Origin of the sequence: Lysinibacillus sp. NPDC056232 (assembly GCF_042267565.1) — a bacterium.
In the GTDB taxonomy this organism is placed as follows: Bacteria; Bacillota; Bacilli; order Bacillales_A; family Planococcaceae; genus Lysinibacillus.
In genome coordinates this window covers 118,727-141,408 of record NZ_JBHJTF010000001.1, presented here as the reverse complement: position 1 = coordinate 141,408, position 22,682 = coordinate 118,727, and the positions used below count along the sequence as shown (strand labels likewise).

General features: G+C 38.2%; 20 protein-coding genes. All 20 read right to left on the bottom strand.

The window, feature by feature from the left end; all coding sequences use genetic code 11:
- Positions 1-24 precede the first annotated feature (24 nt).
- Positions 25-708 carry a CpsD/CapB family tyrosine-protein kinase gene (locus tag ACFCYJ_RS00700; RefSeq protein WP_376069332.1) on the bottom strand — a complete coding sequence of 228 codons (684 nt, stop codon included), beginning with the start codon at positions 706-708 and terminating at the stop codon, positions 25-27.
- Positions 708-1,421 carry a YveK family protein gene (locus tag ACFCYJ_RS00695; RefSeq protein ID WP_376069329.1) on the bottom strand — a complete coding sequence of 238 codons (714 nt, stop codon included), beginning with the start codon at positions 1,419-1,421 and terminating at the stop codon, positions 708-710. Before ACFCYJ_RS00695 ends, ACFCYJ_RS00700 begins: the two co-directional genes overlap by 1 nt.
- A 289-nt stretch (positions 1,422-1,710) precedes the next feature.
- Complete coding sequence (locus ACFCYJ_RS00690) at positions 1,711-2,508, bottom strand: tyrosine-protein phosphatase (protein ID WP_376069326.1); 798 nt, start codon at positions 2,506-2,508, stop codon at positions 1,711-1,713.
- 106 nt (positions 2,509-2,614) lie between these two features.
- Complete coding sequence (gene rny, locus ACFCYJ_RS00685; protein ID WP_376069323.1) at positions 2,615-4,174, bottom strand: ribonuclease Y; 1,560 nt, start codon at positions 4,172-4,174, stop codon at positions 2,615-2,617.
- Between the two features lie 692 nt (positions 4,175-4,866).
- Entirely contained in the window at positions 4,867-5,931 is a 1,065-nt protein-coding gene (gene recA, locus ACFCYJ_RS00680; RefSeq protein ID WP_376069320.1) for a recombinase RecA, read from the bottom strand.
- 103 nt (positions 5,932-6,034) lie between these two features.
- Positions 6,035-6,202 (bottom strand): hypothetical protein, encoded by a 168-nt coding sequence (locus ACFCYJ_RS00675; protein WP_376069317.1) that lies wholly within the window; start codon positions 6,200-6,202, stop codon positions 6,035-6,037.
- A 99-nt stretch (positions 6,203-6,301) separates the two neighbouring features.
- Positions 6,302-7,558 carry a competence/damage-inducible protein A gene (locus ACFCYJ_RS00670; protein ID WP_376069314.1) on the bottom strand — a complete coding sequence of 419 codons (1,257 nt, stop codon included), beginning with the start codon at positions 7,556-7,558 and terminating at the stop codon, positions 6,302-6,304.
- Positions 7,559-7,575: 17 nt separating this feature from the next.
- Positions 7,576-8,154 carry a CDP-diacylglycerol--glycerol-3-phosphate 3-phosphatidyltransferase gene (gene pgsA, locus ACFCYJ_RS00665; RefSeq protein WP_376069311.1) on the bottom strand — a complete coding sequence of 193 codons (579 nt, stop codon included), beginning with the start codon at positions 8,152-8,154 and terminating at the stop codon, positions 7,576-7,578.
- 50 nt (positions 8,155-8,204) lie between these two features.
- Positions 8,205-9,122, bottom strand: coding sequence for a helix-turn-helix domain-containing protein (locus ACFCYJ_RS00660; protein ID WP_376069308.1), 918 nt, complete (start codon positions 9,120-9,122; stop codon positions 8,205-8,207).
- 39 nt (positions 9,123-9,161) lie between these two features.
- Positions 9,162-9,944, bottom strand: a complete 783-nt coding sequence (locus tag ACFCYJ_RS00655; RefSeq protein WP_197141989.1) for a DUF3388 domain-containing protein — start codon at positions 9,942-9,944, stop codon at positions 9,162-9,164.
- A gap of 214 nt (positions 9,945-10,158) precedes the next feature.
- A complete protein-coding gene (locus ACFCYJ_RS00650) occupies positions 10,159-10,416 on the bottom strand; it encodes a DUF3243 domain-containing protein (RefSeq protein WP_376069306.1) in 258 nt (85 codons plus the stop codon).
- Positions 10,417-10,460: 44 nt separating this feature from the next.
- The gene (ymfI, locus tag ACFCYJ_RS00645) at positions 10,461-11,189 is read right to left on the bottom strand and encodes an elongation factor P 5-aminopentanone reductase (RefSeq protein WP_376069303.1); all 729 of its coding nucleotides are present in this window, start codon (positions 11,187-11,189) and stop codon (positions 10,461-10,463) included.
- Entirely contained in the window at positions 11,186-12,487 is a 1,302-nt protein-coding gene (yfmH, locus tag ACFCYJ_RS00640; protein WP_376069300.1) for an EF-P 5-aminopentanol modification-associated protein YfmH, read from the bottom strand. Before yfmH ends, ymfI begins: the two co-directional genes overlap by 4 nt.
- The gene (gene yfmF / locus ACFCYJ_RS00635; RefSeq protein ID WP_376069297.1) at positions 12,484-13,755 is read right to left on the bottom strand and encodes an EF-P 5-aminopentanol modification-associated protein YfmF; all 1,272 of its coding nucleotides are present in this window, start codon (positions 13,753-13,755) and stop codon (positions 12,484-12,486) included. The genes yfmH and yfmF overlap by 4 nt, the downstream gene beginning before the upstream one ends.
- Before the next feature lie 257 nt (positions 13,756-14,012).
- Complete coding sequence (locus ACFCYJ_RS00630) at positions 14,013-14,972, bottom strand: ABC transporter permease (RefSeq protein WP_376069294.1); 960 nt, start codon at positions 14,970-14,972, stop codon at positions 14,013-14,015.
- A gap of 1 nt (position 14,973) precedes the next feature.
- Positions 14,974-16,020, bottom strand: a complete 1,047-nt coding sequence (locus tag ACFCYJ_RS00625) for an ABC transporter permease (protein WP_376069292.1) — start codon at positions 16,018-16,020, stop codon at positions 14,974-14,976.
- Positions 16,020-17,567, bottom strand: a complete 1,548-nt coding sequence (locus ACFCYJ_RS00620) for an ABC transporter ATP-binding protein (RefSeq protein WP_376069289.1) — start codon at positions 17,565-17,567, stop codon at positions 16,020-16,022. Before ACFCYJ_RS00620 ends, ACFCYJ_RS00625 begins: the two co-directional genes overlap by 1 nt.
- Positions 17,568-18,163: 596 nt before the next feature.
- On the bottom strand, positions 18,164-19,252 hold the full coding sequence (locus ACFCYJ_RS00615; protein WP_376069287.1) for a BMP family lipoprotein: 1,089 nt from the start codon (positions 19,250-19,252) through the stop codon (positions 18,164-18,166).
- Between the two features lie 53 nt (positions 19,253-19,305).
- Positions 19,306-20,034, bottom strand: coding sequence for a GntR family transcriptional regulator (locus tag ACFCYJ_RS00610; RefSeq protein ID WP_376069285.1), 729 nt, complete (start codon positions 20,032-20,034; stop codon positions 19,306-19,308).
- A gap of 186 nt (positions 20,035-20,220) precedes the next feature.
- Positions 20,221-22,509, bottom strand: a complete 2,289-nt coding sequence (locus ACFCYJ_RS00605; RefSeq protein ID WP_376069283.1) for an FtsK/SpoIIIE family DNA translocase — start codon at positions 22,507-22,509, stop codon at positions 20,221-20,223.
- Between the last annotated feature and the right edge of the window lie 173 nt (positions 22,510-22,682).

Here is a 22,682-nt window from a genome sequence, read left to right as displayed (position 1 = left end):
TTTAAACATTACTTATCATTTTTATTAATAATAGTATTCGGACTGCATTTCACAATTATTAAGCACAGCCCCTAAAAGCTTTGCCTGCGACGCTTTTAAAATACTGTGAGCCTTTTGGAGCTGCATCTTCTCAACAACACCAGAATTTACAATGAGTAAAGTTCCCTCGCACTTATTGGATAATATTTGTGCGTCTGTTACAGGTAATAGTGGCGGGGCATCAAAGAAAATTAAATCAAAATCTCTACTTACTTCTAGGATTAACGCTTTTAGCTGATTAGACGCCAATAACTCAGAAGGATTTGGTGGGGTTGGACCACTCGTCATTATATTAAGACCATCAATAGGTGTCTCCTGAATAACATCATAAATTGGCGACTGTCTAGTAAGTACGTTCGAAAGTCCGGTTACGTTTTCAGCATGAAACGTATGATGCAAAGTTGGTTTTCTCATATCTGCATCGATAATAAGTACTTTTTTTCCTTCTTGCGCAAATACAATTCCTATATTTGCTACAGTTGTCGATTTGCCTTCAGCTGGAATCGATGAAGTCACTAAAATAGTCTTTAAATCTGTATCCGACATTGAAAATGTAATATTTGTGCGGATTGTTCGAAATTGCTCGGAAATAATAGATTTAGAATCTGAGATTGTGACAAGCTTTCTTGCCATTGTGGAGAGCTTTTTCTTTTTTTTCGTAAAAAACATTAATGGCCCCTCCTTATTTTACGATTTCGAAAAGATAAATCGCCCTCTCTATTTAATGAAAATGAACTGACAATCCCAATAATAGGCACATTCAAAATCGATTCAATATCTTCTTCCGTTTTTACAGTCGAATCTAACAAATCCAATAAAAAAGAAAGCGCGAAACCTATTAATAAACTAATTCCCGCAGCCACTACGATAATGAACAATTTCTTTGGCTTTACCGGCTTCGGATGTTCAGGTAATTTAGCAGTGGATAAAATATTTACATTATCCACTTGCATTAAAACAGGAACCTGCTCGTTAAAGACATTTGCCACCTCATTCGCAATATCGACTGCCTTCTTAGCATCCTTGTCTAAAACCTGAATAGTCACTACTTGTGAATTCCGCTCACTCGAAACAATAATCCTCTTCATTAATTGTTCTGGAGTAGTTGATAATGACTGACGATCAATAACTTTTGTAAGAATGGCTGGGCTAGTAATAATTACGTTATACGTATTTATAAGTTGTAAGTCTGTAGCTACTTGTTGCGCTTTTGACTCCTTTTGATTGATTAAAATTTGTGTCTTTGCTTCGTAAATCGGTGTGATCATAAAACTACTCACTGTTGCGGCAATGCCCGCCCCAAAAATGGCTAGTAAAATAATAAGTAATCCTCTTTTTTTTATTATCTTCCATGAATTTTGCAGTGTTATAACTTCATTCACAACAATATCCCTCCAGCATAGACTTTTCACTTTATTTATTAGTCTATTCACAAATTAAAAAACATATAACTTTAAAAACAAAAAACCGCACTGACGTCCTATTACATCTAGCACAGCTCTACTGAAATGGTCTTATTTTTTAGCCTCTATTTAACCAAATTCTTCTACATTTCGGGTTCGTCACCAAAAGTTGTGATGGCTATTTCATCGTGACCCACTCCATTACGAGAGGACATGTTTGAACAGTCAACCACAAACTAGTATGAGCCATTGATTTGCTATTTCTACACTATCTTTTTAGAGAGAAAATACTTCGTTGTTTTAATTCCACAGGCTCCAGTAAAATTAAAGGTTGATTATTAATGATTCTTTTATTATTTTCCAATAAAATATCAACTGCATCTAATTCTTTTTTCTTTTCTAAATATCGAAGTCCTTTCTCAAAATGAAAGGGTCTTGTAGTCAAATTATGAACATCCGAGCCATATGTATGTACATAATTTGCTCGAACAAGCTCTAATGAAAATTTTTGAATTTTTTTTCCGAAATGTCCACTAAGACTTCCAGCTGTAATTTGAGCAAATGCACCATTACGTATAAGGACCTCTAGCCGACTCGGATTCTTAGCAATAGCACGATTCCGTTCTGGATGGGCAATAATAGGTGTATACCCTGCTATTAATAATTTTGTCATCAAGTCATTTGTATAAATAGGAATTATATTTGACGGTAATTCAATCAGCACATACTTTGAGTTTGCCAACACATGTAGCTGATTATCATTAAGTAGGTTGCCAATATGATTATTTAATCGAACTTCTTGTCCGGTATGTAATGTTAGCGGTATATCGTGGTGTTTGATTAATTCACGTAAGCTGTCTAGTTGTTTTACTACGGTTGCATAGTCTACATGAAACTGCGGTTTAAGGGCATGAGAAGTTGATATTATTTCCGTAATTCCCTCTTTTACAGCACGCTTTAACATTTGTAATGATTCTTCTTCAGTTCTCGGACCATCATCTACTCCATGTAAAATATGTGTATGCATATCAATCATTACGATCACAACTTTCTTTGAAATTATCATTAACCCCTTTCTTTTCTTTATGATAGAAAGCTTTCAATCATGACAATTTCACCTATAAAAAAGGCTTCTCTAGATTTTCATCTAGAGAAGCCTCTAACATTTACCATTATTTTGCGTATTCTACGGCACGTGTTTCACGAATAACCGTTACTTTAATATGGCCTGGATAATCAAGTTCTTCTTCAATTCGCTTACGGATATCTCTCGCTAAGCGATGTGAAGCTAAGTCATCAATTTTTTCAGGTTGTACAATTATACGTATTTCACGACCAGCCTGAATCGCAAAGGATTTTTCTACACCATCATAGCTTTCGGAAATTTCCTCTAACTTTTCAAGTCTACGGATATAGTTTTCAAGCGTCTCGCTTCGAGCACCTGGACGAGCTGCTGATAACGCATCAGCTGCAGCTACTAATACGGCAATAACAGATGTTGCTTCTGTATCACCATGGTGAGAAGCAATACTGTTTATAACGACCGGATGTTCTTTGTATTTTGTTGCTAATTCCACACCGATTTCGACGTGGCTACCTTCAACTTCATGGTCAATTGCCTTACCAATATCATGTAATAAGCCTGCACGGCGAGCTAATGCTACATCTTCACCAAGTTCTGCAGCAAGCAAGCCTGCTAAATATGCGACTTCAATTGAATGTTTTAGGACGTTTTGTCCATAGCTTGTACGATATTTCATGCGGCCTAAAATCTTCATTAAATCTGGATGTAAGTTATGAATGCCTATTTCAAATGTTGTTTGCTCACCTGTTTCGCGGATTTGTTCATCCACCTCACGACGAGCTTTTTCCACCATTTCCTCAATTCGAGCAGGGTGAATGCGGCCATCCTGTACAAGTTTTTCAAGTGCAAGTCGAGCCGTTTCACGACGAATCGGATCAAAGCCTGATAAAATAACTGCCTCTGGAGTATCATCAATAATTAAATCTATACCTGTTAACGTTTCCAAAGTTCGAATATTACGACCTTCACGACCTATAATACGACCTTTCATTTCATCATTTGGCAAGTTCACGACAGATACTGTTGTTTCTGCAACGTGGTCTGCTGCAAAACGCTGCAGTGCCAGTGATAAAATTTCACGTGCTTTTTTATCTGACTCTTCCTTCGCACGTGTCTCAGCTTCCTTCGTCATCACAGCAATATCAGTTGCTAGTTCTTTTTCTACTTCTCCTAAGATAATAGCTTTTGCTTCATCTCTAGTTAAAGCAGAAACTCTTTCTAGCTCTGTTTTTTGCGAGGCAACGAGCTCGTCCACTTTGCTTTCCATCTGTTCAATATGCTGTTGTCTTTCGCTTAGAGCTTGTTCTTTACGCTCTAAACTTGCTTCTCTCTTATTTAGAGCATCATCCTTGCGATCAAGATTCTCTTCTCTTTGCAATAAACGGTTCTCTTGTTTCTGAAGTTCTGAACGACGTTCACGAATGTCATTTTCTGCTTCAGTACGAAATTTGTGAGTTTCATCTTTGGCTTCAAGTAGTGCTTCTTTCTTCAATGCCTCCGCTTCTCGTTTTCCTTCTTCAACGATTGTTTCAGCGACATGTTTAGCACCAGTGATTTTTGAGTCATTCACTTTTTTCATGTAGATATAGCTAACAGCGGCACCAACGATGAGTCCAAGCAAAGCGGAGATGATAGTAATTCCATCCATATGAACACCTCCTCTTGCTATTTGGGTAATACAGTTTCAGTCGGCGCTTACATCCATTTCGCCTTGGCATAATAATTGGTCCCGGATTTTGAATGATGTTCAGGTCTGCACGGGGAGTCGACACAATGTCTGGCTCTCGGTAAAGTCACAGGAAGTGGCGTTTTTACCGTTGCAGATACGTTAGCCGTTTTCGCATGATCCGGAGATCTAAGGCTAACATCTTATTATTCATTTCTTTCAAAATCCTTGACTGCCAGGGTCTTCATCTTCATTTAATAGGTCTTCAAAGGCCTTATAAATGAAGTCAGAATGTACTGCCTATTTAAAGTCATAATTCAGAAATTATACATATTTAATTGTATAGCTAGCCTCAAGCTCTGTCAAGGATAGTCGGGCATCTGTTCGCCCTCCTAAGAAAAAAAGTCAGTCATATCCATTAGGAGAATTAATTACCTATTACTTTTTACACTAACGCTTATTTTAACTTTTTACATTTATGCTAGAAGCAGTACTTAGGAATTATTTTTACAAAACTATTGAAGCTTCCCCATTTCTCTTTAAGGCCCACAACTTTTGGTGATGAGCTAAGTGAATGAATATCCTAATTAATATTATAAAACCACATTCCCCAGTATGTGTAAATAAAAAAATGCATTGTTCTCACTATAAAGAGTGGGAACAATGCATTTATATTATTTATCTTCAAGAAGAAGCTTTAATTCCTCATCCATATCTTCCGCTTCATCATGCGCAGCAATTGTGTAAGATGAAGATGCAATACCGTAAGAAGCACGGATTTTATTTGCGATGTCGTCAAGTACTGCTGGATTTTCTTTTAAATACTGTTTAGCATTTTCACGACCTTGACCTAGGCGCTCATCACCGTAAGCATACCAAGAACCACTTTTTTGAACGATGTCTAGTTCAACACCTAAATCGACTGTTTCGCCCTCTTTTGAAATTCCTTCACCGTACATAATATCAACTTCAGCTGTACGGAATGGTGGTGCTACTTTGTTTTTCACAATTTTAATTTTTGTACGGTTACCCATAATGTCATTGCCTTGTTTAATAGCTTCTGCACGACGTACTTCTAAGCGAACGGAGCTATAGAATTTAAGTGCACGTCCACCAGGTGTTGTTTCTGGGTTTCCGAACATAACACCAATTTTTTCACGTATTTGGTTAATGAAAATAGCAATCGTTTTTGATTTATTGATAGCACCTGAAAGCTTACGTAAGGCCTGAGACATTAAACGCGCTTGTAAACCAACATGCGAATCACCCATATCTCCTTCTATTTCTGCTTTCGGAACTAATGCTGCTACTGAGTCAATAACGATGATATCGATAGCACCACTACGTACTAATGCTTCTGCGATTTCAAGCGCCTGTTCTCCTGTATCTGGTTGAGATAATAAAAGCTCATCAATATCGACGCCCAATTTTTGTGCATAGATTGGATCTAACGCATGCTCAGCATCGATAAACGCTGCTTGTCCACCATTTGCCTGCACCTCTGCAATGGCATGAAGAGCAACCGTTGTTTTACCTGATGATTCAGGGCCGTATACTTCAATAATACGTCCACGTGGATAACCACCAACACCTAATGCAGCATCAAGTGCTAACGAACCACTTGAAGATGTAGCGATTTCTAAATCGGTCTTTTCGCCAAGTTTCATGATAGAACCTTTGCCGAAATTCTTTTCAATTTGTTTTAACGCCTGTTCTAAGGCAGCTTTACGATCACTCATTCATTTTCCTCCTTCGAAAACTGTTCACTGTTTTTCTCTATCTCTACTATACTTGTTTTTAAGAGAAGACGCAAGAAAAAAGCGAACATTTATTCGTTTTTCTTCAAAATAAAAATTTGGGTAACTTTCCATTACCCAAATTTCTATTTTTAACTATATTATGGATCATCACCAAAACGTGTGGTTGATTTCCGTTCCGACTGTGCGCTTTGTTGCTGTCGCTTCGCTTTCGCACAGTTAAAACATTATTGCTGTCGCTTCGCTTTCGCACAGCCTCCACCCCAATGAACTTATTTACATAGTAGACGTTTTAACAAAAGTCATCTACAACTTTTGGTGATGAACCTATATTATGCCGAGTCATAATTGATTAACGTTTTTTAAAGCCTCTTTCTTCTAAAAGCTGCATTAAATAATGACAAGTAAATTTCGCCGCGCGAAGTCGATTTGTATTACGCATGCCCGATAAATGAAGTAAATACGTGATCGGTGTCTCATCGCCAATTGCAATACCAATCCAAACCGTCCCCACTGGTTGATGATCATGGGCTGTAGGACCTGCCGCACCTGTTAATCCAATACCAATATCGGTATCAAACTTTTTACGTACAGCACTAGCCATAGCCGCTGCACATTCACTGCTTACAATCCCATGTGTAGTTAATAATTCTTTAGAAATACCGAGCTGCTTTATCTTAGCCACTTCTGTATACGTAACAACGCCACCAACAAGGGCATCCCCTACACCTGGTATTTCTGCAAGCTCTGACTGAAATAATCCCGCTGTTAAACTTTCTGCCGCAGAAATTGTTAACTTATTATCTAGTAACATTTCTACTGTTTTAGAGGCAAGAGAATCATCATCTATACCGTATTGATAGTTCCCAACAACCGCTTGGATCTCTGCTACTTTTGCGGCAATAAGGTGCTGCGCTTCTTGCTCCGTTTCTGCTTTGGCAGTTACACGCAATGTAACCTCACCATCAGAAGCAAGTGGAGCAACAGTTGGGTTTGTTTGCGAATCTAAAATATCTTGGATACGCACCTCAAGCTCCGCCTCTCCAATGCCATAAAAACGCATAACATGCGAAAGTATAACCCCTCCAGCATTTAACAGTGCACCAAGTTTTGGTTTTGCTTCAAACTGGAACATTGGCTCAAGCTCTTTTGGTGGCCCTGGAAGCAAAATATACGTACGCCCATCCTTTGTTATTATCATGCCAGGTGCCATGCCGTGATGATTTGCAAGCCCCTCACTACCTGCTAATATTAAAGCCTGTTTACGATTATTATCCGTCATTGGACGTCCTCGTTTTGCAAAAAATTGCTCAATATTAGCCAGTGCGATCTCATCAAATTCGAGCGTAACGCCAAGATGACGCGCAATCGTTTCCTTTGTTAAATCATCCTTTGTAGGTCCAAGCCCACCAGAGAAAATGAGTAAATCAGCACGAGCCTCTGCAATGGAAATAGCTTCTTCTAAACGTTGTGCATTATCTCCAACAACAGTGTGATAATACACATTTATCCCTAATTCGGACAACTGACTAGAAATAAATCTTGCATTTGTGTTTGAAATCTGACCAAGCAATAACTCTGAGCCAACTGCAAGAATTTCAGCATTCATGATCCTCAAGACCTCTCTTATTTAGAATCAAGTAAGACACGTCGATTTAGATAGAAATAATCCCATCCAGACCACAGTGTAAAGAACAATGCGATATATAGCATAATTGTATCAAATGGAATACCAATAAGTGTAAAGATTGTATTGTGTAATAGTGCTGCTCCGATGGCCATAATTTGAGCCCATGTTTTAATTTTACCAAGCTGGTTCGCTGCAACAACTTCTCCTTCACCTGCCAATATTAAACGAAGGCCAGTTACTGCAAACTCACGGCTAATAATAATAATAATTATCCATGCAGGCGCCATTGTAAGCTCTACCATTAAAATAAAAGCTGCTGAAACTAGCAATTTGTCAGCAAGTGGGTCTAAAAACTTACCAAATGTTGTCACAAGATTATACTTACGTGCGTAAAAACCATCCACCCAATCAGTCGCTGAAGCAAAAATAAAAATGAGTGCACCTACAAAATGATGAACAGGCATATCCGCACCGAATAGTGACATTGTCCCCCAGCCAAAATCAAACATCATAACAATGACAAAGAACGGAATAAGTAAAATTCGAGAGATGGTAATTTTATTTGGAATGTTCATTTTTCTAACACCTTTCATGATGAAAGAAAGTAGTCATCACTAGATGACTACTATTCTTTATTGAAATTGATGACGATGTTTTGCGTTACAGCTTGCTGTGCATACGTTAAAGGCTCGTCATTAATGTATACCTTGGCTTGCGTTGAATTACCTAAGCGGATACGAGCGTAATTTTGAGATGTTGCATCGAATTCTACTACTTCTCCTGTATTATATACACGAGTATCTGTTAGTATTTCTTGTTGCTGTTGATTGCGTATACCGATAAATGTAGGACCTGATACTTCAATACGTATTTTAAATGTTTCTGCACCTGTTAACGTATAAGAAGTTGTAGCACCATCCGCTTCAACAGTCCCCGCTGAAATCAATTGCTTACCCTCTTCAGTTTGATTTTCGTCAGTTGTTTCCTTTGCTGAGTCTTTTGAATCTGTCGACTCTTGTTTGTCTTTTGTTTGAGCTTTTTTATTTTCTTTTTCTTTATCTTTTTCTGTATCTATTGGTTTTACTTTTGTATCATATTGCATTTCTGGTGGATTTGTACTGTCTGTATCATTTGGCCCTGCACTATTTCTATTCTGCATAAGCACCCAAATGACCACAATAATGACAATGATAAATAAACCGACGATTATTTTCGGCATTGCCTCCATCATTTTAGTAGAGGGGCCTTTTGAAACTTTTCTTCTACTTGGGCTATTTGTCATCGATTGACTAACTTGATTGTTTGGAGTACCCGGTAGCTCACTTTTATACATTTCTAAAATTTCCTCTGCGTTCAAACCTACAGCGTCAGCATATTGTTTAATAAAAGCTCGTACATAAAACGAACCAGGCATGATCGAATAATTGCCCTCTTCAATACCTATTAAATATCGTTTTTGTATTTTTGTTATTTCTTGTAAATCGTCTAAACTGTAGCCTTTAGACAATCTCGCCTCTTTCAGTCGAGTCCCTAATTCTGCCACTCAAAACACCTACTTTAACATCAATTTAATAATTAAATCCTAAAATCCTCCAAATGAATTGGATTCGGACATCATATGGTTTTTTTCCATTATCTCATACGTAATTTCTTCATCTGGGTGATGACGTAATTCAATGATATAATCAAAATCCTCTATCCTATAATCTGAATGCTGAACAAACATGTCTGGATGCTCGACGACCTTTATGGAAGGCATATTCATCATTTCACGCACTAGTTGCAAATGCCGCTCATCAGATGAACGACGTGTTACAATGCCATCTAATATAAAAATATTATTGTCACTGAATTCATCACCAGCGAGTTTATTGCGAACAGTCTGCTTAATCATTGTAGATGATAAAAAAATCCATTTTTTATTGGCACATACACTAGCCGCTACAATCGATTCAGTTTTGCCTACACGAGGCATTCCACGTATTCCAATGAGCTTATGCCCTTCTTTTTTAAAGAGCTCCGCCATAAAGTCAACTAAAATACCAAGTTCATCTCGTACGAAGCGGAAGGTATTTTTTTCATCTGCATCTCGAGGAATATAATGACCGTGCCTAATGGCTAAACGATCACGGAGTTTAGGTTGTCGAAATTTGGTCACGTTAATATGTTCCATTGTCGAAACAATTGTACGAAAACGCTCAATTGTCTCATCGTTGTCTGTATGCACTAACATACCACGTCGATCCTCATCGACACCATTTATTGAAATAATATTGACACGAAGCATCCCTAAAAGTGAAGCAATATCTCCTAATAATCCAGGGCGATTCACCTGAATTTCATATTCAAAGTACCAATCGCTCAAACACACTCGTTCCCTTCCTATTAGTTAACGTAAAAAATCCCTTATAAGTTCCATCATAGCTGATTTTTTATGTAATGGAAAGTTAGAATACATGGAATTATGGCGTTATTTTTAAAAATTTACTATTTTTTTTTTGAACATACTAAATAGGCTTACATACGTTCCCTTTTCTATGTAAAAATTAAAAAAAGAGGAGATCGCTCTCCTCTTTGTTTTACTGTACAGGTTTATTTTGTACAAGTTTAACGACACAATTCGCCAGTGCATGTTTTTCCTCTTCAGAGGCAACGCCCCATAAATCCGACAGCACTCGTTCTTGTTCATTTTTAGGATCGACATTTGTCGCCAAATATTCCCCAATTTGTACAGCAGCCGATTGAATCATTTTCTTTGGCATGCCACTTGATTCGGCTTGCATAACATTTTGACCTAAAAACGATGTCCATTTTTGCCAGTTTTCTAAAATCGTCATATGTTCCTCCTCCTTTACACATGTAGTATGTGCAAAAAAGAACATTATATGTACCAGCCACCGTTTAATCGAATTACTTGTCCCGTTACATAATCTGCATTTCCAGAAAGGTAGAAGCGCACCATTTTAGCAACATCCGTTGTTTGTCCAGCTATACCTAGCGGAATGTCCTCTAAAATATAGTCAAGCTCCTCTTCACTTAAATGACTGTTCATCGAGGTATTAATAAAACCAGGTGCAATGGCATTAACACGAATACGTGACAGTGCCGCTTCTTTCGCATAAGATTTCACAAAAGCATGTTGGGCGCCCTTCACGGCTGAGTAAAGAGCTTCACCAGCCGATCCAGCCTCCCCCCAAATCGAACCGATAAAAAGTACATAGCTGACATCGTGAGCACGAAGCTTTGATGACAGCAAAGCCGTCAGACGCATTGGATTTTGCACATGGACGCGCCATAATGCATCCATATCCTCCACAGTAGTATCTTCCAGTAGAGAATAATGCGCCTGACCACTTGCAAAGACAATCGCTTGCACATTAAAAATTTGCGATGCTAGCAATTGTGCACCGGATGCTTTCGAAAAATCTCCCTGTACAAGCATAAATTCCTGTGCAGGGAAGTTTTCTGAAAGAGAGTGGTATAAAGCCTGCGCCGCTTTTTCATTGTTTGAAAAGTGTATGTAGATGGACCAGCCGCCTTCTGCCAGATTCTGACAAATAGCACGACCAATCTCACCCGATGCACCTAACACGAGGGCAAACTTTTTCACTGTTCGCCCTTCTCTGTAGGTAAAATTTTAAAGACAGTTTGTTGAGATTCACCTTGAATTGAAGAAAATGCTTTTTTCAAATCTTCAATCGTTAGTTCTTCTAGTACAGGCACAACATCGAACAAGTTCATCTCATTAAACGAATAACGTGTAAATTGGTTGGCGATAAATTCAATAGAGTTTAGTGCACGTAGGAAGAACCCTATTTTTTTACGTTTCACTCGTTCTAAATCGGCATTTTCAAATTGTGCATCTCGATCATACCTTGCTAATTCTTCCTTTATAGCTTTCTCTAAAGCAGCCGGATCTGTAGAATCTGAGCCAATCATCGCAAAACCAAAGCCATTTTCTAGTGTAAAATCAAATGCATATGTTTCATCAATTAAGCCATCTTCATAGATGCGCTCATAAAATTCAGATGTACGTCCAAAAATAAGTTCAAGTGCAATTTGAACAGACAGCTCATGTTTTAACATATCACGGCCAGAAAGATTTGTTTCTTTTGCTTTTAAGCCGATATAAACCTTTGGCTTTTGTACATCCATATGCAACTCACGCTCTTTGATAGCAACCTCAATCGGCTCTTTATCAAAGAAGCGTTGAATTGGTGTTGGTTCAGGGAATTCTTTTTTACCTTGATTGTCACGAATAAACGTCATCATTTCATTTGGATCTACTGCGCCAATAACAAACAATAACATATTGGAAGGATGATAAAATGTATTGTAGCACGTATATAAGTGATCCGCAGTAATGCCATCAATCGTCTCGATTGTACCCGCGATATCAATTTTTACTGGGTGATTATGATACATATTTTCGATCGTACCAAAATATAGGCGCCAATCTGGCTGATCATCGTACATCGTAATTTCCTGACCAATAATACCCTTCTCCTTATTCACTGTTGCTTCTGTAAAGTAAGGTTCTTGCACAAAATTTAATAATGTTTCTGTGCTTTTATAAATATTGTCCGTCGAAGAAAATAAATACGCCGTCCGTGTAAATGAAGTAAAGGCATTGGCTGAAGCGCCGAATTCACTAAACTTTTGGAATACATCCCCATCTTCTTTTTCAAACATTTTATGCTCTAAAAAGTGAGCAATGCCATCTGGAACTGAAATACTTTCCGTGTTTCCAATTGGCACAAATGTACGATCAACAGAACCGTACTTAGTGGTGAACGTCACATATGTTTTGGAATAGCCTTTTTTTGGTAAAATATAGACATCTAAGCCATTCTCTAATTTTTCATAATACAATGTTTCATCTAATTGTTTGAATTCAATTGTTTTCATTGTGCGGCTTGCTCCTTTCCACATAAGAAATAGACCGCTTCTAGCTGTATTTGCTTCGCCATTTCAACAATATCTTCTTTCGTTACAGCTTTCCATTTATTTGCCCAAGTTTCAACAGAGAACTCCTCGGGTAAATCTTTATATTGGTCAAAAATTTCTATTTGTCCTCGAGCAGAATCCAATGACTCTCTTAGCTGATTCGTCAGCATGGCCTTTGTTTGCTCTAATTCCAAATCTGTAATGTTGCCTGCTTGCATAACAGCAATTTGTTCCTTAATTAGTGATAGTGCTTTTTCTTCATTCTTTGGTTCAATCCCAGACACAACAAAGACTAAGCCATAATGTGATGCATATGAGCTAGACGCATAGTAAGCTAAACTTTCCTTTTCACGAACATTCATAAATAATTTGGCATGAGGATAGCCACCGAATACGCCGTTAAAAATTTGCATTTTGGCGAAATCAGCGTCACCAAATCGTACTGGTGTACTAAAACCAATATGCATTTTTCCTTGCTTCATTTCTTGTTGTTCACGTACATAATCATTTTGTGGATGCTGTTGCGGCAGCACAGCAGGAATTTCTTCAGGTGTACGATCATTAAATGGTAGCGCTTTTTTCAATTGAGCCACCATTTCGTCCTCATTTATATCACCCGCGACATAAATGTCTATTTTATCGTTAGCAAGCATGGATTGATATGCTTCAAACAATGATGTAGGGGTAATTTTCTGAATGTCCTCGACAGTTCCGTTAGCAGAAATAGAGGCCGGTTCATTTGGACGTAAAATCTGTTGAATACGTTGCTGTGCGAATCGAGATTTATCGTCAAAAATAGACTCGATACGCTGAATGACCGTTTTCTTTTCACGCTCCACAATTGATTCCTTAAATACACCGTTTTCTAAATTCGGTTCAAAGATTGCTGTGTGCAATAAACCAAGTACCTCGTTTAAAACACTTGTATTTGCCAAATAATGATCGTTAACGGTTTCTACATTCATCAGTACTGTATGCTCATTACCACGTTTGGATGTATCAAAATATTGCACTGTGCCAAACAAGTCATCCAAGAAACTACGGAATGCAGCTGTTGTCTTATATTTAGCATTGCTATGTTGCAATACATTTGTTAACACTGTGCGTTCAGACGCATTTGTAGCCGTTAATGCTCTTCTCCATTTAATTGAAAAATTTACGGTTTTAAATTGGGTCGTTTGTCGGATATGCAAATTAACACCTTTTGCAAAAGGGATTGTTTTAAACATATATAGAACCCTCCTTATCTTTCTTAATATAACAAAGTACTACACATACTATACATGTCTATTGTCTATAATTGCAAAAAGAATCCAAAGTATGTATATGAAAAGTGTGAAATTGCATTTGGTTAATTAATGAACCTGCTTATACTAGCAAATAAAGATCAGCCTCCAACCATTATTTTCCCAAACGTTTGAGATATGTACAAGGAAAAAGACTGAGCATTTCCGCCCAGTCTTTAGTGTAAATAATTGTCTGTTTTTTAGCGTTTCCCCTTAATATAAGGTTGACCACTAGCTTTTGGTGCATTTGCTTTACCGATGAATCCTGCTAATGCTAGGATTGTTAGTACGTACGGTAAAATTTGTAGGTATACAGCAGGAATGTCTTGAATGTAAGGAATTCCGCTTCCTGCAACACTTAACGTTTGTGCTACTCCAAAGAATAAAGCTGCACCTAATGCACCGATCGGATGCCATTTCCCAAAAATCATTGCAGCAATGGCCATAAAGCCTTGACCCGCAATTGTTGCATGTGAGAAATCGCCTGTAATTGATTGTGCGTACACTGCACCACCAAGACCACCTAATGCCCCAGAGATGACAACAGCAATATAGCGCATTCTGTTAACGTTTACTCCCATCGTATCTGCAGCCATTGGATGTTCACCGACAGCGCGTAAACGTAAACCGAATGGCGTTTTATAAATGATAAACCATGCTCCAATAGCTACTGCAAAAGCTAAAATTGATGTACTATAGACATCACGGAATAATAATGGACCAAAGAACGGAATATCCTCTAAATATGGGATAGCGAAACGATTTATTGAGTGGGCAATCATATCTGTTTGACCTTTACCGTAAATCATTTTCACTAAGAATACAGTTACCGCTAAACCTAATAAATTTATTGCAACCCCTGATACCGTTTGATCAGCACGGAAGGAAATTGAAGCAACAGCGTGGAGAAGTGAGAAGATTCCTCCAATAATGACAGCTGCCAGCATAGCCACCCAAATTGTTGCTGCACCAAATGTTGAAGCCAATTCTAAATTGACATAAATACCAACAAATGCACCAACAATCATTAAACCTTCTAGTCCGATGTTTACAACACCAGATCGTTCAGAGAATACACCACCGATTGCCGTAAAAATTAAAGGTGTTGCATAAAAAATTGCAGTAGGGACGATGAAATATAACATTTCTAAAAAGCTCATGTTATTGCCCCTCCTTTTTCTTGTTCAACTTTTGTAATGCTACTCGAATAATATAGCCTGATGCCACGAAGAAAATAATTAACGCGATAATTATAGACACGATTTCCTCTGGAATCCCTGCAGCATTCGGCATATTTAGCGCTCCGTATTTAAGTGAGCCGAATAATGAAGCCCCAAATACTACCCCTAGTGGTGTGTTGGCACCAAGTAAGGCCACGGCGATACCATCGAAACCTATACCAGTAAAGCCTGGTTTAATAGAGGCGTTTCCGAAAGTACCTAGTGCCTCCATAGCACCACCAAGACCAGCGAACATACCTGAAATCGTCATAGCTAAAATAATGTTTTTGTTAACGCTCATACCAGCATAGTCTGCAGCATGCTTGTTAAAGCCTACCGCTTTTAGCTCATATCCACGTGTTGTTTTTTCTAAAATGAACCACATAACTATTACCATTAACAGTGCAACAATGATGCCATAGTGAAGACTTGAATTGTCTGTAAGCTCTCTTAAAAACGGAGAACGTAATGAAGCTGATTCATGAACTCGTTCTGTTTTAAAGCTACCGTCAGACAATTTTTTAATCACTGCATTCGCAATATAAAGCGCAGTGTAGTTTAACATAATTGTCGCTATGACTTCGTGAACTTTAAATTTCGCTTTTAAGAAACCTGCAATAAAGGCCCAAAATGCACCTGCAGCTGCTGCCGCAAGTAATGCTAATGGTAAGTGAATAATTTTAGGTAGGTCAAATGCAGATCCTACCCAAGCTGCTGCTAGCCAACCTAAAATCAGCTGACCTTCAACACCGATGTTGAATAAACCTGTGCGGAAGGCAAATGCTACTGCAAGCCCGGCCAATAGGTACGGTGTTATTTGACGAATTGTGTTCCCAATTGAATATGAATCTCCAAAAATACCTGTCCAAAGAGCGCTATAACCTTGTACTGGGTCATAGCCGCTGACTACCATCACGATAGCACCAACAATTAAACCAATAATAATAGAGATGATAGGAACGAGTATATTAATGACACGATTTGACATTAGTCGTTCCCCTCCTTCGCATCATTCATGTTATTTTTACTACTTTGTCCTGCCATTAATAGACCAAGCTCTTGTTCTGTTGTTTCTTTTGGATTTAACTCATCAACAATTTGACCATCATAAATAACAGCGATACGGTCAGAAACATTCATGACTTCATCTAATTCAAATGAAATTAACAGTACTGCTTTTCCTTTGTCACGTTGCTCAATAAGGCGAGAATGAATAAATTCAATTGCCCCTACGTCAAGACCACGTGTTGGTAAAGCAGCGATCAATAAATCTGGATTACGATCAATTTCACGACCGATAATTGCTTTTTGCTGGTTACCACCTGAAAGGGCACGAGCCGGTGTCATTTCACCATTACCAGTACGCACATCATATTCTTCGATAATTTGACGTGCTTTTTCAGATACTTTCTTGTAGTCCATAACAAAGCCCTTAGCAATTGGAGATTGGTAATATGTTTGTAGTGCGATATTATGACCAATCGGGAAATCTAATACTAAACCATGCTTATGGCGATCTTGCGGAATATGTCCAACGCCTTCCTCAGTAATTTTTCGAGGCTTCATATTTGTAATATCTTTGCCATTTAATTGAACAGTACCGCTCTTTATTTTGCGTAGACCAGTTATGGCTTCGATTAACTCAGATTGTCCGTTACCGTCGATACCTGCAATACCAACAATTTCACCTTTGCGTACTTTTAAGTTCAGGCCTTTTACTTTATCGATATTACGGTAGTCTGTAACAACCAAATCATCGATTGAAAGTACTTCATCAGTTGGTTTTGCTTCTGTTTTTTCTGTTTTAAATTCGACTTGACGTCCTACCATCATTTCAGCTAATTGGTTAGGATTTGTTTCAGTAGTTGTAACGGTTCCAATTCCTTCACCTTTGCGAATAATTGTCACACGGTCAGAGACTTCCATAATTTCTTTTAATTTATGGGTAATTAAAATAATAGATTTGCCCTCTGCAATTAAGCGACGCATAATTTGAATAAGCTCTGTAATTTCCTGTGGTGTTAAAGATGCAGTTGGTTCATCAAAGATTAAAATTTCTGCACCGCGGTATAGTGTTTTTAAAATTTCAACACGCTGTTGCATCCCCACAGTAATATCCTCGATTTTGGCATATGGGTCAACATCTAAACCATATTTTTCAGAAAGTGCTTGTACTTTCTTCGCCGCATCTTTAATGTTAACAATCCCCATTTTCGTTGGTTCAGAACCTAAAATAATGTTCTCGGTCACTGTGAAGTTTTCCACTAACATAAAGTGTTGATGGACCATACCAATTCCTAAATCATTGGCCACGTTCGGGTTTGTAATTTTAACAGCCTTCCCACGAACTCGAATTTCGCCACCCTCTGGTTGATACAAACCAAAAAGGACGTTCATTAAAGTCGATTTACCTGCACCATTTTCACCTAGCAATGCATGGATTTCGCCTTTTTTCAGTTGGAGGGTGATGTTATTATTCGCCACGAAATTACCGAACTCTTTTCGGATTCCTAGCATTTCAATCACGTATTCCAATTTTGTCACTCCCTTAATAGGCACTTTTATCAATTTCGCCTTGACGTAATTGTGGCTATCGCCACAGAAAACATTTGCCGCTTCGCTTTCGCGCAGTCAAACAATGCCGCTGTCGCTACAGATAAACAATACGCCCAGTTTTCGAAAACGTTATTTAGATTTCTTTGAGACAATCTTAATTTTATATAGAAATAATAAACTAATCTAAATACTAGCTATAGTCACTGTTAGCTCAACGTTTTTTTACATCGCACTACAATGCTTCAGCTAGAGGTTCCATCTTCTTTCAGTGGGCATTATGTACCCTGTTAACAAAAATCAACAAAAAAAAATCACTTATATCTTGTCGCACCAATAGAGGTAGATATCAAATATTTGATAAATTAATACAGGAAAGGTCATCGTTAGAAACCTTTCTTCTATTAACTTGTTACCATCATTACTATTCTTGCGATAAACTCCTATAAAATTTCTACCTCTATGGTAATGATCAATATAGTCAAACAGAACGTTGCGAATAATCAAAATATAACGATAGATTGAAAAATCATCATAAGGGTCTTCAAAAAAGTCCCTTATGATGATCAAAAGGTGAATTATTTTTTCACTTTTTCTGGAACTTTAATTTCACCTTTAGCAATTTTTTCTTTATATTCGTTAATGACCTTTTGTACATCTTCTGGGATTGCACCACGAGAATCTGCAAGCTTCACGCCGTCTTCAGCTAAACCATAAGTAAGCGTTTTGCCACCTGGGAAATCACCATTTTTCGCTTTATTAGAAATATCTACAACTGCTGTGTTAACACCTTTTAACATAGAAGTTAAAGTTACATTTGTTTTGTCGTCTACTTTACCTTCTTCGTATTGGTCAGCATCTACTCCGATTACCCAAATGTTTGCATTAGGATCTTTTTTCTTGCGTTCCTTTGCCTCAGAGAATACGCCGTTACCAGTTGCACCAGCAGCGTGGAAGATTACATCTACACCTGAAGAGTACATGCTGTTTGCAGTAACTTTACCAAGGTCAGCTTTATCAAATGCAGCAGTATATTTTGATTGGATTTCGATTTCTGGATTTACAGCTTTTGCACCTTCAAAGAATCCAGCCTCGAAGCGGTTGATAACTGGAATATCTACGCCACCCACAAAGCCGATTTTACCTGATTTAGACATTTTCGCAGCAGCTACACCCGCTAAGAAAGCACCTTCTTGCTCTTTGAACAATACCGATACTACATTGTCCGCTTTTACTTCAGCGTCAATGATTGCGAATTTGTTATCTGGATTTTCTTCAGCAATTGCAGCGATAGAATCTTCCATCATGAAACCAATACCATAGATTAAGTTAAAATCACGACGTAATAATGCGTTTAAATTTGAATCATAGTCTGCATCTGATTTTGATTGTAAGTAGTCGAAGCCACCATCACCTTTTTTTAGGCCATGTTCTTTACCGTAAGCTTGAACACCTTCCCAAGCAGATTGGTTGAATGATTTATCATCAACGCCACCTACGTCAGTAACCATTGCTACTGAGAACGCATCTTTGTTGCTTTCTGTTGAAGCGTTTTCATTTTCTTTTTCTTTTGCAGGTTTGTCGTCGTCTTTCGTACCACATGCACCTAAGATTGCACTTGCAGCTAAAACTGATGATAATACTAAGCCAAATTTACGTTTTTTCATTTGATTAACCCCCCAAAGGTATTGTAATTAGCAGGAAAAATATTAGAAATGTTCTACACCCGTTTACGAACTACATGGAAGCTGAATTTATCAGCTCGGAAATAATTTTTTGAATACAGCACTACTTGATCATGATCATCGTAATGTAACTGCTTTAATACTAAAAGAGCTGTTTCACGTCCGCAATTTAAAATCGGTGAAGCTTGCTCATGGTACCCGATAGGATCAATATATGTAACAGCATAGGCTACATGAATTTTACCGGATTGTTCAAGTGCAGAGAAAAGTGAAACTTCTTTTTTTTCTACAAAGTCAGTTGGCAGGAAGCTTGCTGGTAATCTGTCTATGCAATAAACTACCGGCTCACCATCCGCTGTTCTGACACGTTCAATTGTGAGTATTTTATCTTCGCCATCACATTGGAAGCGTTTTAAATCTTCCTCAGAAGGTATGCTTTCCGTCGCCTTTAAAAAGCGAGAACCGGGTTCCATACCTGCTGCCTCGATCATGGAGGAAATGCTCGATAAATGCTCGATGCCCGATGTAAACAACGGCTTAGGGTTTACAAATGTGCCCACCCCATGTCGACGCACAATAACATTTTCCTCTTCCAACAGTCGTAGCGCTTCTCTAAGCGTTGCTCGACTGACTCCTAGTGATTTCGATAATTCAAACTCTGAAGGCAGTTTTTCATTTTCTTTAAAAACGCCTTTTTCAATGTCAGACTTTAAACGATCAATTACTTGAAGATAGAGATGACGATGATCAGCTTTAATAGTCACATATATCACCACCAAAATCAGAGATCAGACATCTGATGTACAACATTCCTACTAATCGTTCATAAATATAACATTTTTATAGACTGAAAGCAATTACACTTAGTGTAATTGCTTTCGAATTTTAAAATGAATTTGGGCCTACTCGATGTATACAGCATTGTTCAATCTTTTGACGTTATTTTGGCACTAATTATCGTATTGATGAATGAGCACTTGTCGAGGTTTACTTCCCTCTGAAGGCCCGACAATACCGCGTTGTTCCATTTGATCGACAATGCGAGCAGCTCTCGAATAACCGATACGGAAGCGACGTTGTAACATCGAAACAGAGGCCGTCTGCATACTGACAACTAACTGTACAGCTTCGTCAAATAATTCATCCGTTTCCTCTAAAATTGTCTCTTCTTCGGTCGGAATCATTTCCTCCTGATATTGCGCCTTTTGCTGTTCTATAACAAAGTTAACAACTGACTCAACTTCTTGATCTGATAAAAAGGCACCTTGCACACGTTTTGGTTTAGATGCACCTGCAGGTAAAAACAGCATGTCTCCTCGACCGAGTAAACGCTCTGCTCCACCCATATCTAATATCGTTCTAGAATCGATTGCCGACGACACCGCAAAGGCAATGCGCGAAGGAATATTTGCTTTAATAACACCTGTCAACACATCTACACTTGGTCGTTGGGTTGCAATGATTAAATGAATCCCTGCTGCACGTGCCATTTGTGCTAAACGTGTAATAGAATCCTCTACATCACTTGAGGCAACCATCATTAAGTCCGCTAACTCGTCTACAATTACCACAATATAAGGTAATTTCGGATGTTTTTCATCTGTTTGCTCATTGACTTTTTGTACATGACCATTGTAGCCTTCGATATTACGAGTGCCTGTATGAGAAAATAGATCATAACGACGTTCCATTTCTGACACAACTTTCTTTAAAGCCTGAGACGCTTTACGTGCATCTGTAACAACTGGTGCCAGTAGATGAGGAATTCCGTTATAAACATTTAACTCCACCATTTTTGGGTCAATCATCATCAGCTTTACCTCATGTGGTTTTGTACGCATTAGAATTGATACGACAATACCATTTATACACACACTTTTCCCACTACCCGTCGAACCCGCAACAAGTAAATGTGGCATTTTATTAAGCTCAGCAAGAACTGCTTGTCCAGTAATGTCACGACCTAATGCGACTTGCAATAATGCTTCTGGCTTTGCACCGTCCTTAGACTCTAACACTTCCCGTAGTGTAACAATAGCTACCTCACTATTTGGTACTTCAATGCCAATCGCTGACTTACCCGGAATAGGTGCTTCCATACGAATATCCTTCGCAGCGAGTGCTAAGGCAAGATCATCCTGTAGGTTTACAATTTTACTTACTTTCACACCTACATCAGGTAATATTTCGTATTTTGTTACAGCTGGGCCTAAATGAACCTGCGTTACTTTTGCCTTTACTCCAAAGCTTTGCAAAGTTTGCTCAAGCTTTTTCGCATTTGCCTGTATGACAGAATATTCACCACTTTGGTCATGCTGTGGCGGTAATTGTAATAGATTATAAGTTGGAAGTTGGTAATCTGCATTTTCCACAGCATCTGCGCCTTCTATATGGACATCATCGACAATCTCTCCATGTTCAATGCCTTCATTTTCGGCTGTAGTAAATGCTTCTCGTTCATGAGACACATTCTGAGTAAAGGCAGAGATGATTGGTTCATGAGAAATCTCTTCTTCCTCTTGTACCTCAGGCTCCTGATCGACAGCCGCAATTTCATCCTTGCTTTCTACTTTTGAACGGCGATTATTAGGTTTTTTCGGCATATTCTTTTTCTTATCACGATGTTTCTTTTGCCATTTGCCAAAAAGGTCAGGCATTTTTTTCGCTAAATATGGAACAAGTGCCTTTCCTGTTACTAAAATTAATCCGATAAAGAAAATAACCCATGCAACGACCTTCGCACCCGTTGCCTCAAATAATACATGTAGAGCACTAAATAACAGTGCACCAACCATGCCTCCGCCAAGTGCATTACTTCGATGGATGACCCCCTCAGAGTTAATTAAAATCCGCCAAGATTCTCGCAAAACAGAGTCTGATAATAATCCACCAGATTTTGATAATTGTTCAAACAAAATGCCGTGACTAAAAATTGTTAAACTCATAACAATTAGGAGCATCCCTAATATGAGACGATCATAAATGCTTATTTTTTTCCGCCCAATCATCAGTAACACTGCAACAAATATAAGCATAAACGGCACAGCAAAATGTAAATTTCCTAATAGAAACATTGTGATTGTTTGTAGAATACGGCCAATCATGCCATATTCAAAAATCATAATAACCGCAAATGCAATTAAGATAAGACCTAAAATTTCATACATAAGCGGATGCATTTCTTTTTTTTCTGTAGTCGCTTTTCCTTTCGTGACTTTTCTTTTTTTTCTAGTCGCCATCTATTTCACCTTCTTTTGCAATCCATTCTTTATATGTAGCAAATAATAACATGTAGAACTCGATTATTTCAAAAAAACTCACCACCATAACGTGTGGTTGATTTCCGTTCCGACTGGGCGCTTTCCTGGGGGCGTCCAGCCGTAACGAAGATCAACTCATTATACATGGCCTA

What these genes read in the sequence shown, in the direction of transcription:
- ACFCYJ_RS00700 (WP_376069332.1), bottom strand. Translation starts at nt 708, where the DNA reads ATGTTTTTTACGAAAAAAAAGAAAAAGCTCTCCACAATGGCAAGAAAG.
- ACFCYJ_RS00690 (WP_376069326.1), bottom strand. Translation starts at nt 2,508, where the DNA reads ATGATAATTTCAAAGAAAGTTGTGATCGTAATGATTGATATGCATACA.
- rny (WP_376069323.1), bottom strand. Translation starts at nt 4,174, where the DNA reads ATGGATGGAATTACTATCATCTCCGCTTTGCTTGGACTCATCGTTGGT.
- recA (WP_376069320.1), bottom strand. Translation starts at nt 5,931, where the DNA reads ATGAGTGATCGTAAAGCTGCCTTAGAACAGGCGTTAAAACAAATTGAA.
- ACFCYJ_RS00670 (WP_376069314.1), bottom strand. Translation starts at nt 7,558, where the DNA reads ATGAATGCTGAAATTCTTGCAGTTGGCTCAGAGTTATTGCTTGGTCAG.
- pgsA (WP_376069311.1), bottom strand. Translation starts at nt 8,154, where the DNA reads ATGAACATTCCAAATAAAATTACCATCTCTCGAATTTTACTTATTCCG.
- ACFCYJ_RS00650 (WP_376069306.1), bottom strand. Translation starts at nt 10,416, where the DNA reads ATGACGATTTTAGAAAACTGGCAAAAATGGACATCGTTTTTAGGTCAA.
- yfmH (WP_376069300.1), bottom strand. Translation starts at nt 12,487, where the DNA reads ATGAAAACAATTGAATTCAAACAATTAGATGAAACATTGTATTATGAA.
- yfmF (WP_376069297.1), bottom strand. Translation starts at nt 13,755, where the DNA reads ATGTTTAAAACAATCCCTTTTGCAAAAGGTGTTAATTTGCATATCCGA.
- ACFCYJ_RS00630 (WP_376069294.1), bottom strand. Translation starts at nt 14,972, where the DNA reads ATGAGCTTTTTAGAAATGTTATATTTCATCGTCCCTACTGCAATTTTT.
- ACFCYJ_RS00625 (WP_376069292.1), bottom strand. Translation starts at nt 16,020, where the DNA reads ATGTCAAATCGTGTCATTAATATACTCGTTCCTATCATCTCTATTATT.
- ACFCYJ_RS00615 (WP_376069287.1), bottom strand. Translation starts at nt 19,252, where the DNA reads ATGAAAAAACGTAAATTTGGCTTAGTATTATCATCAGTTTTAGCTGCA.
- ACFCYJ_RS00605 (WP_376069283.1), bottom strand. Translation starts at nt 22,509, where the DNA reads ATGGCGACTAGAAAAAAAAGAAAAGTCACGAAAGGAAAAGCGACTACA.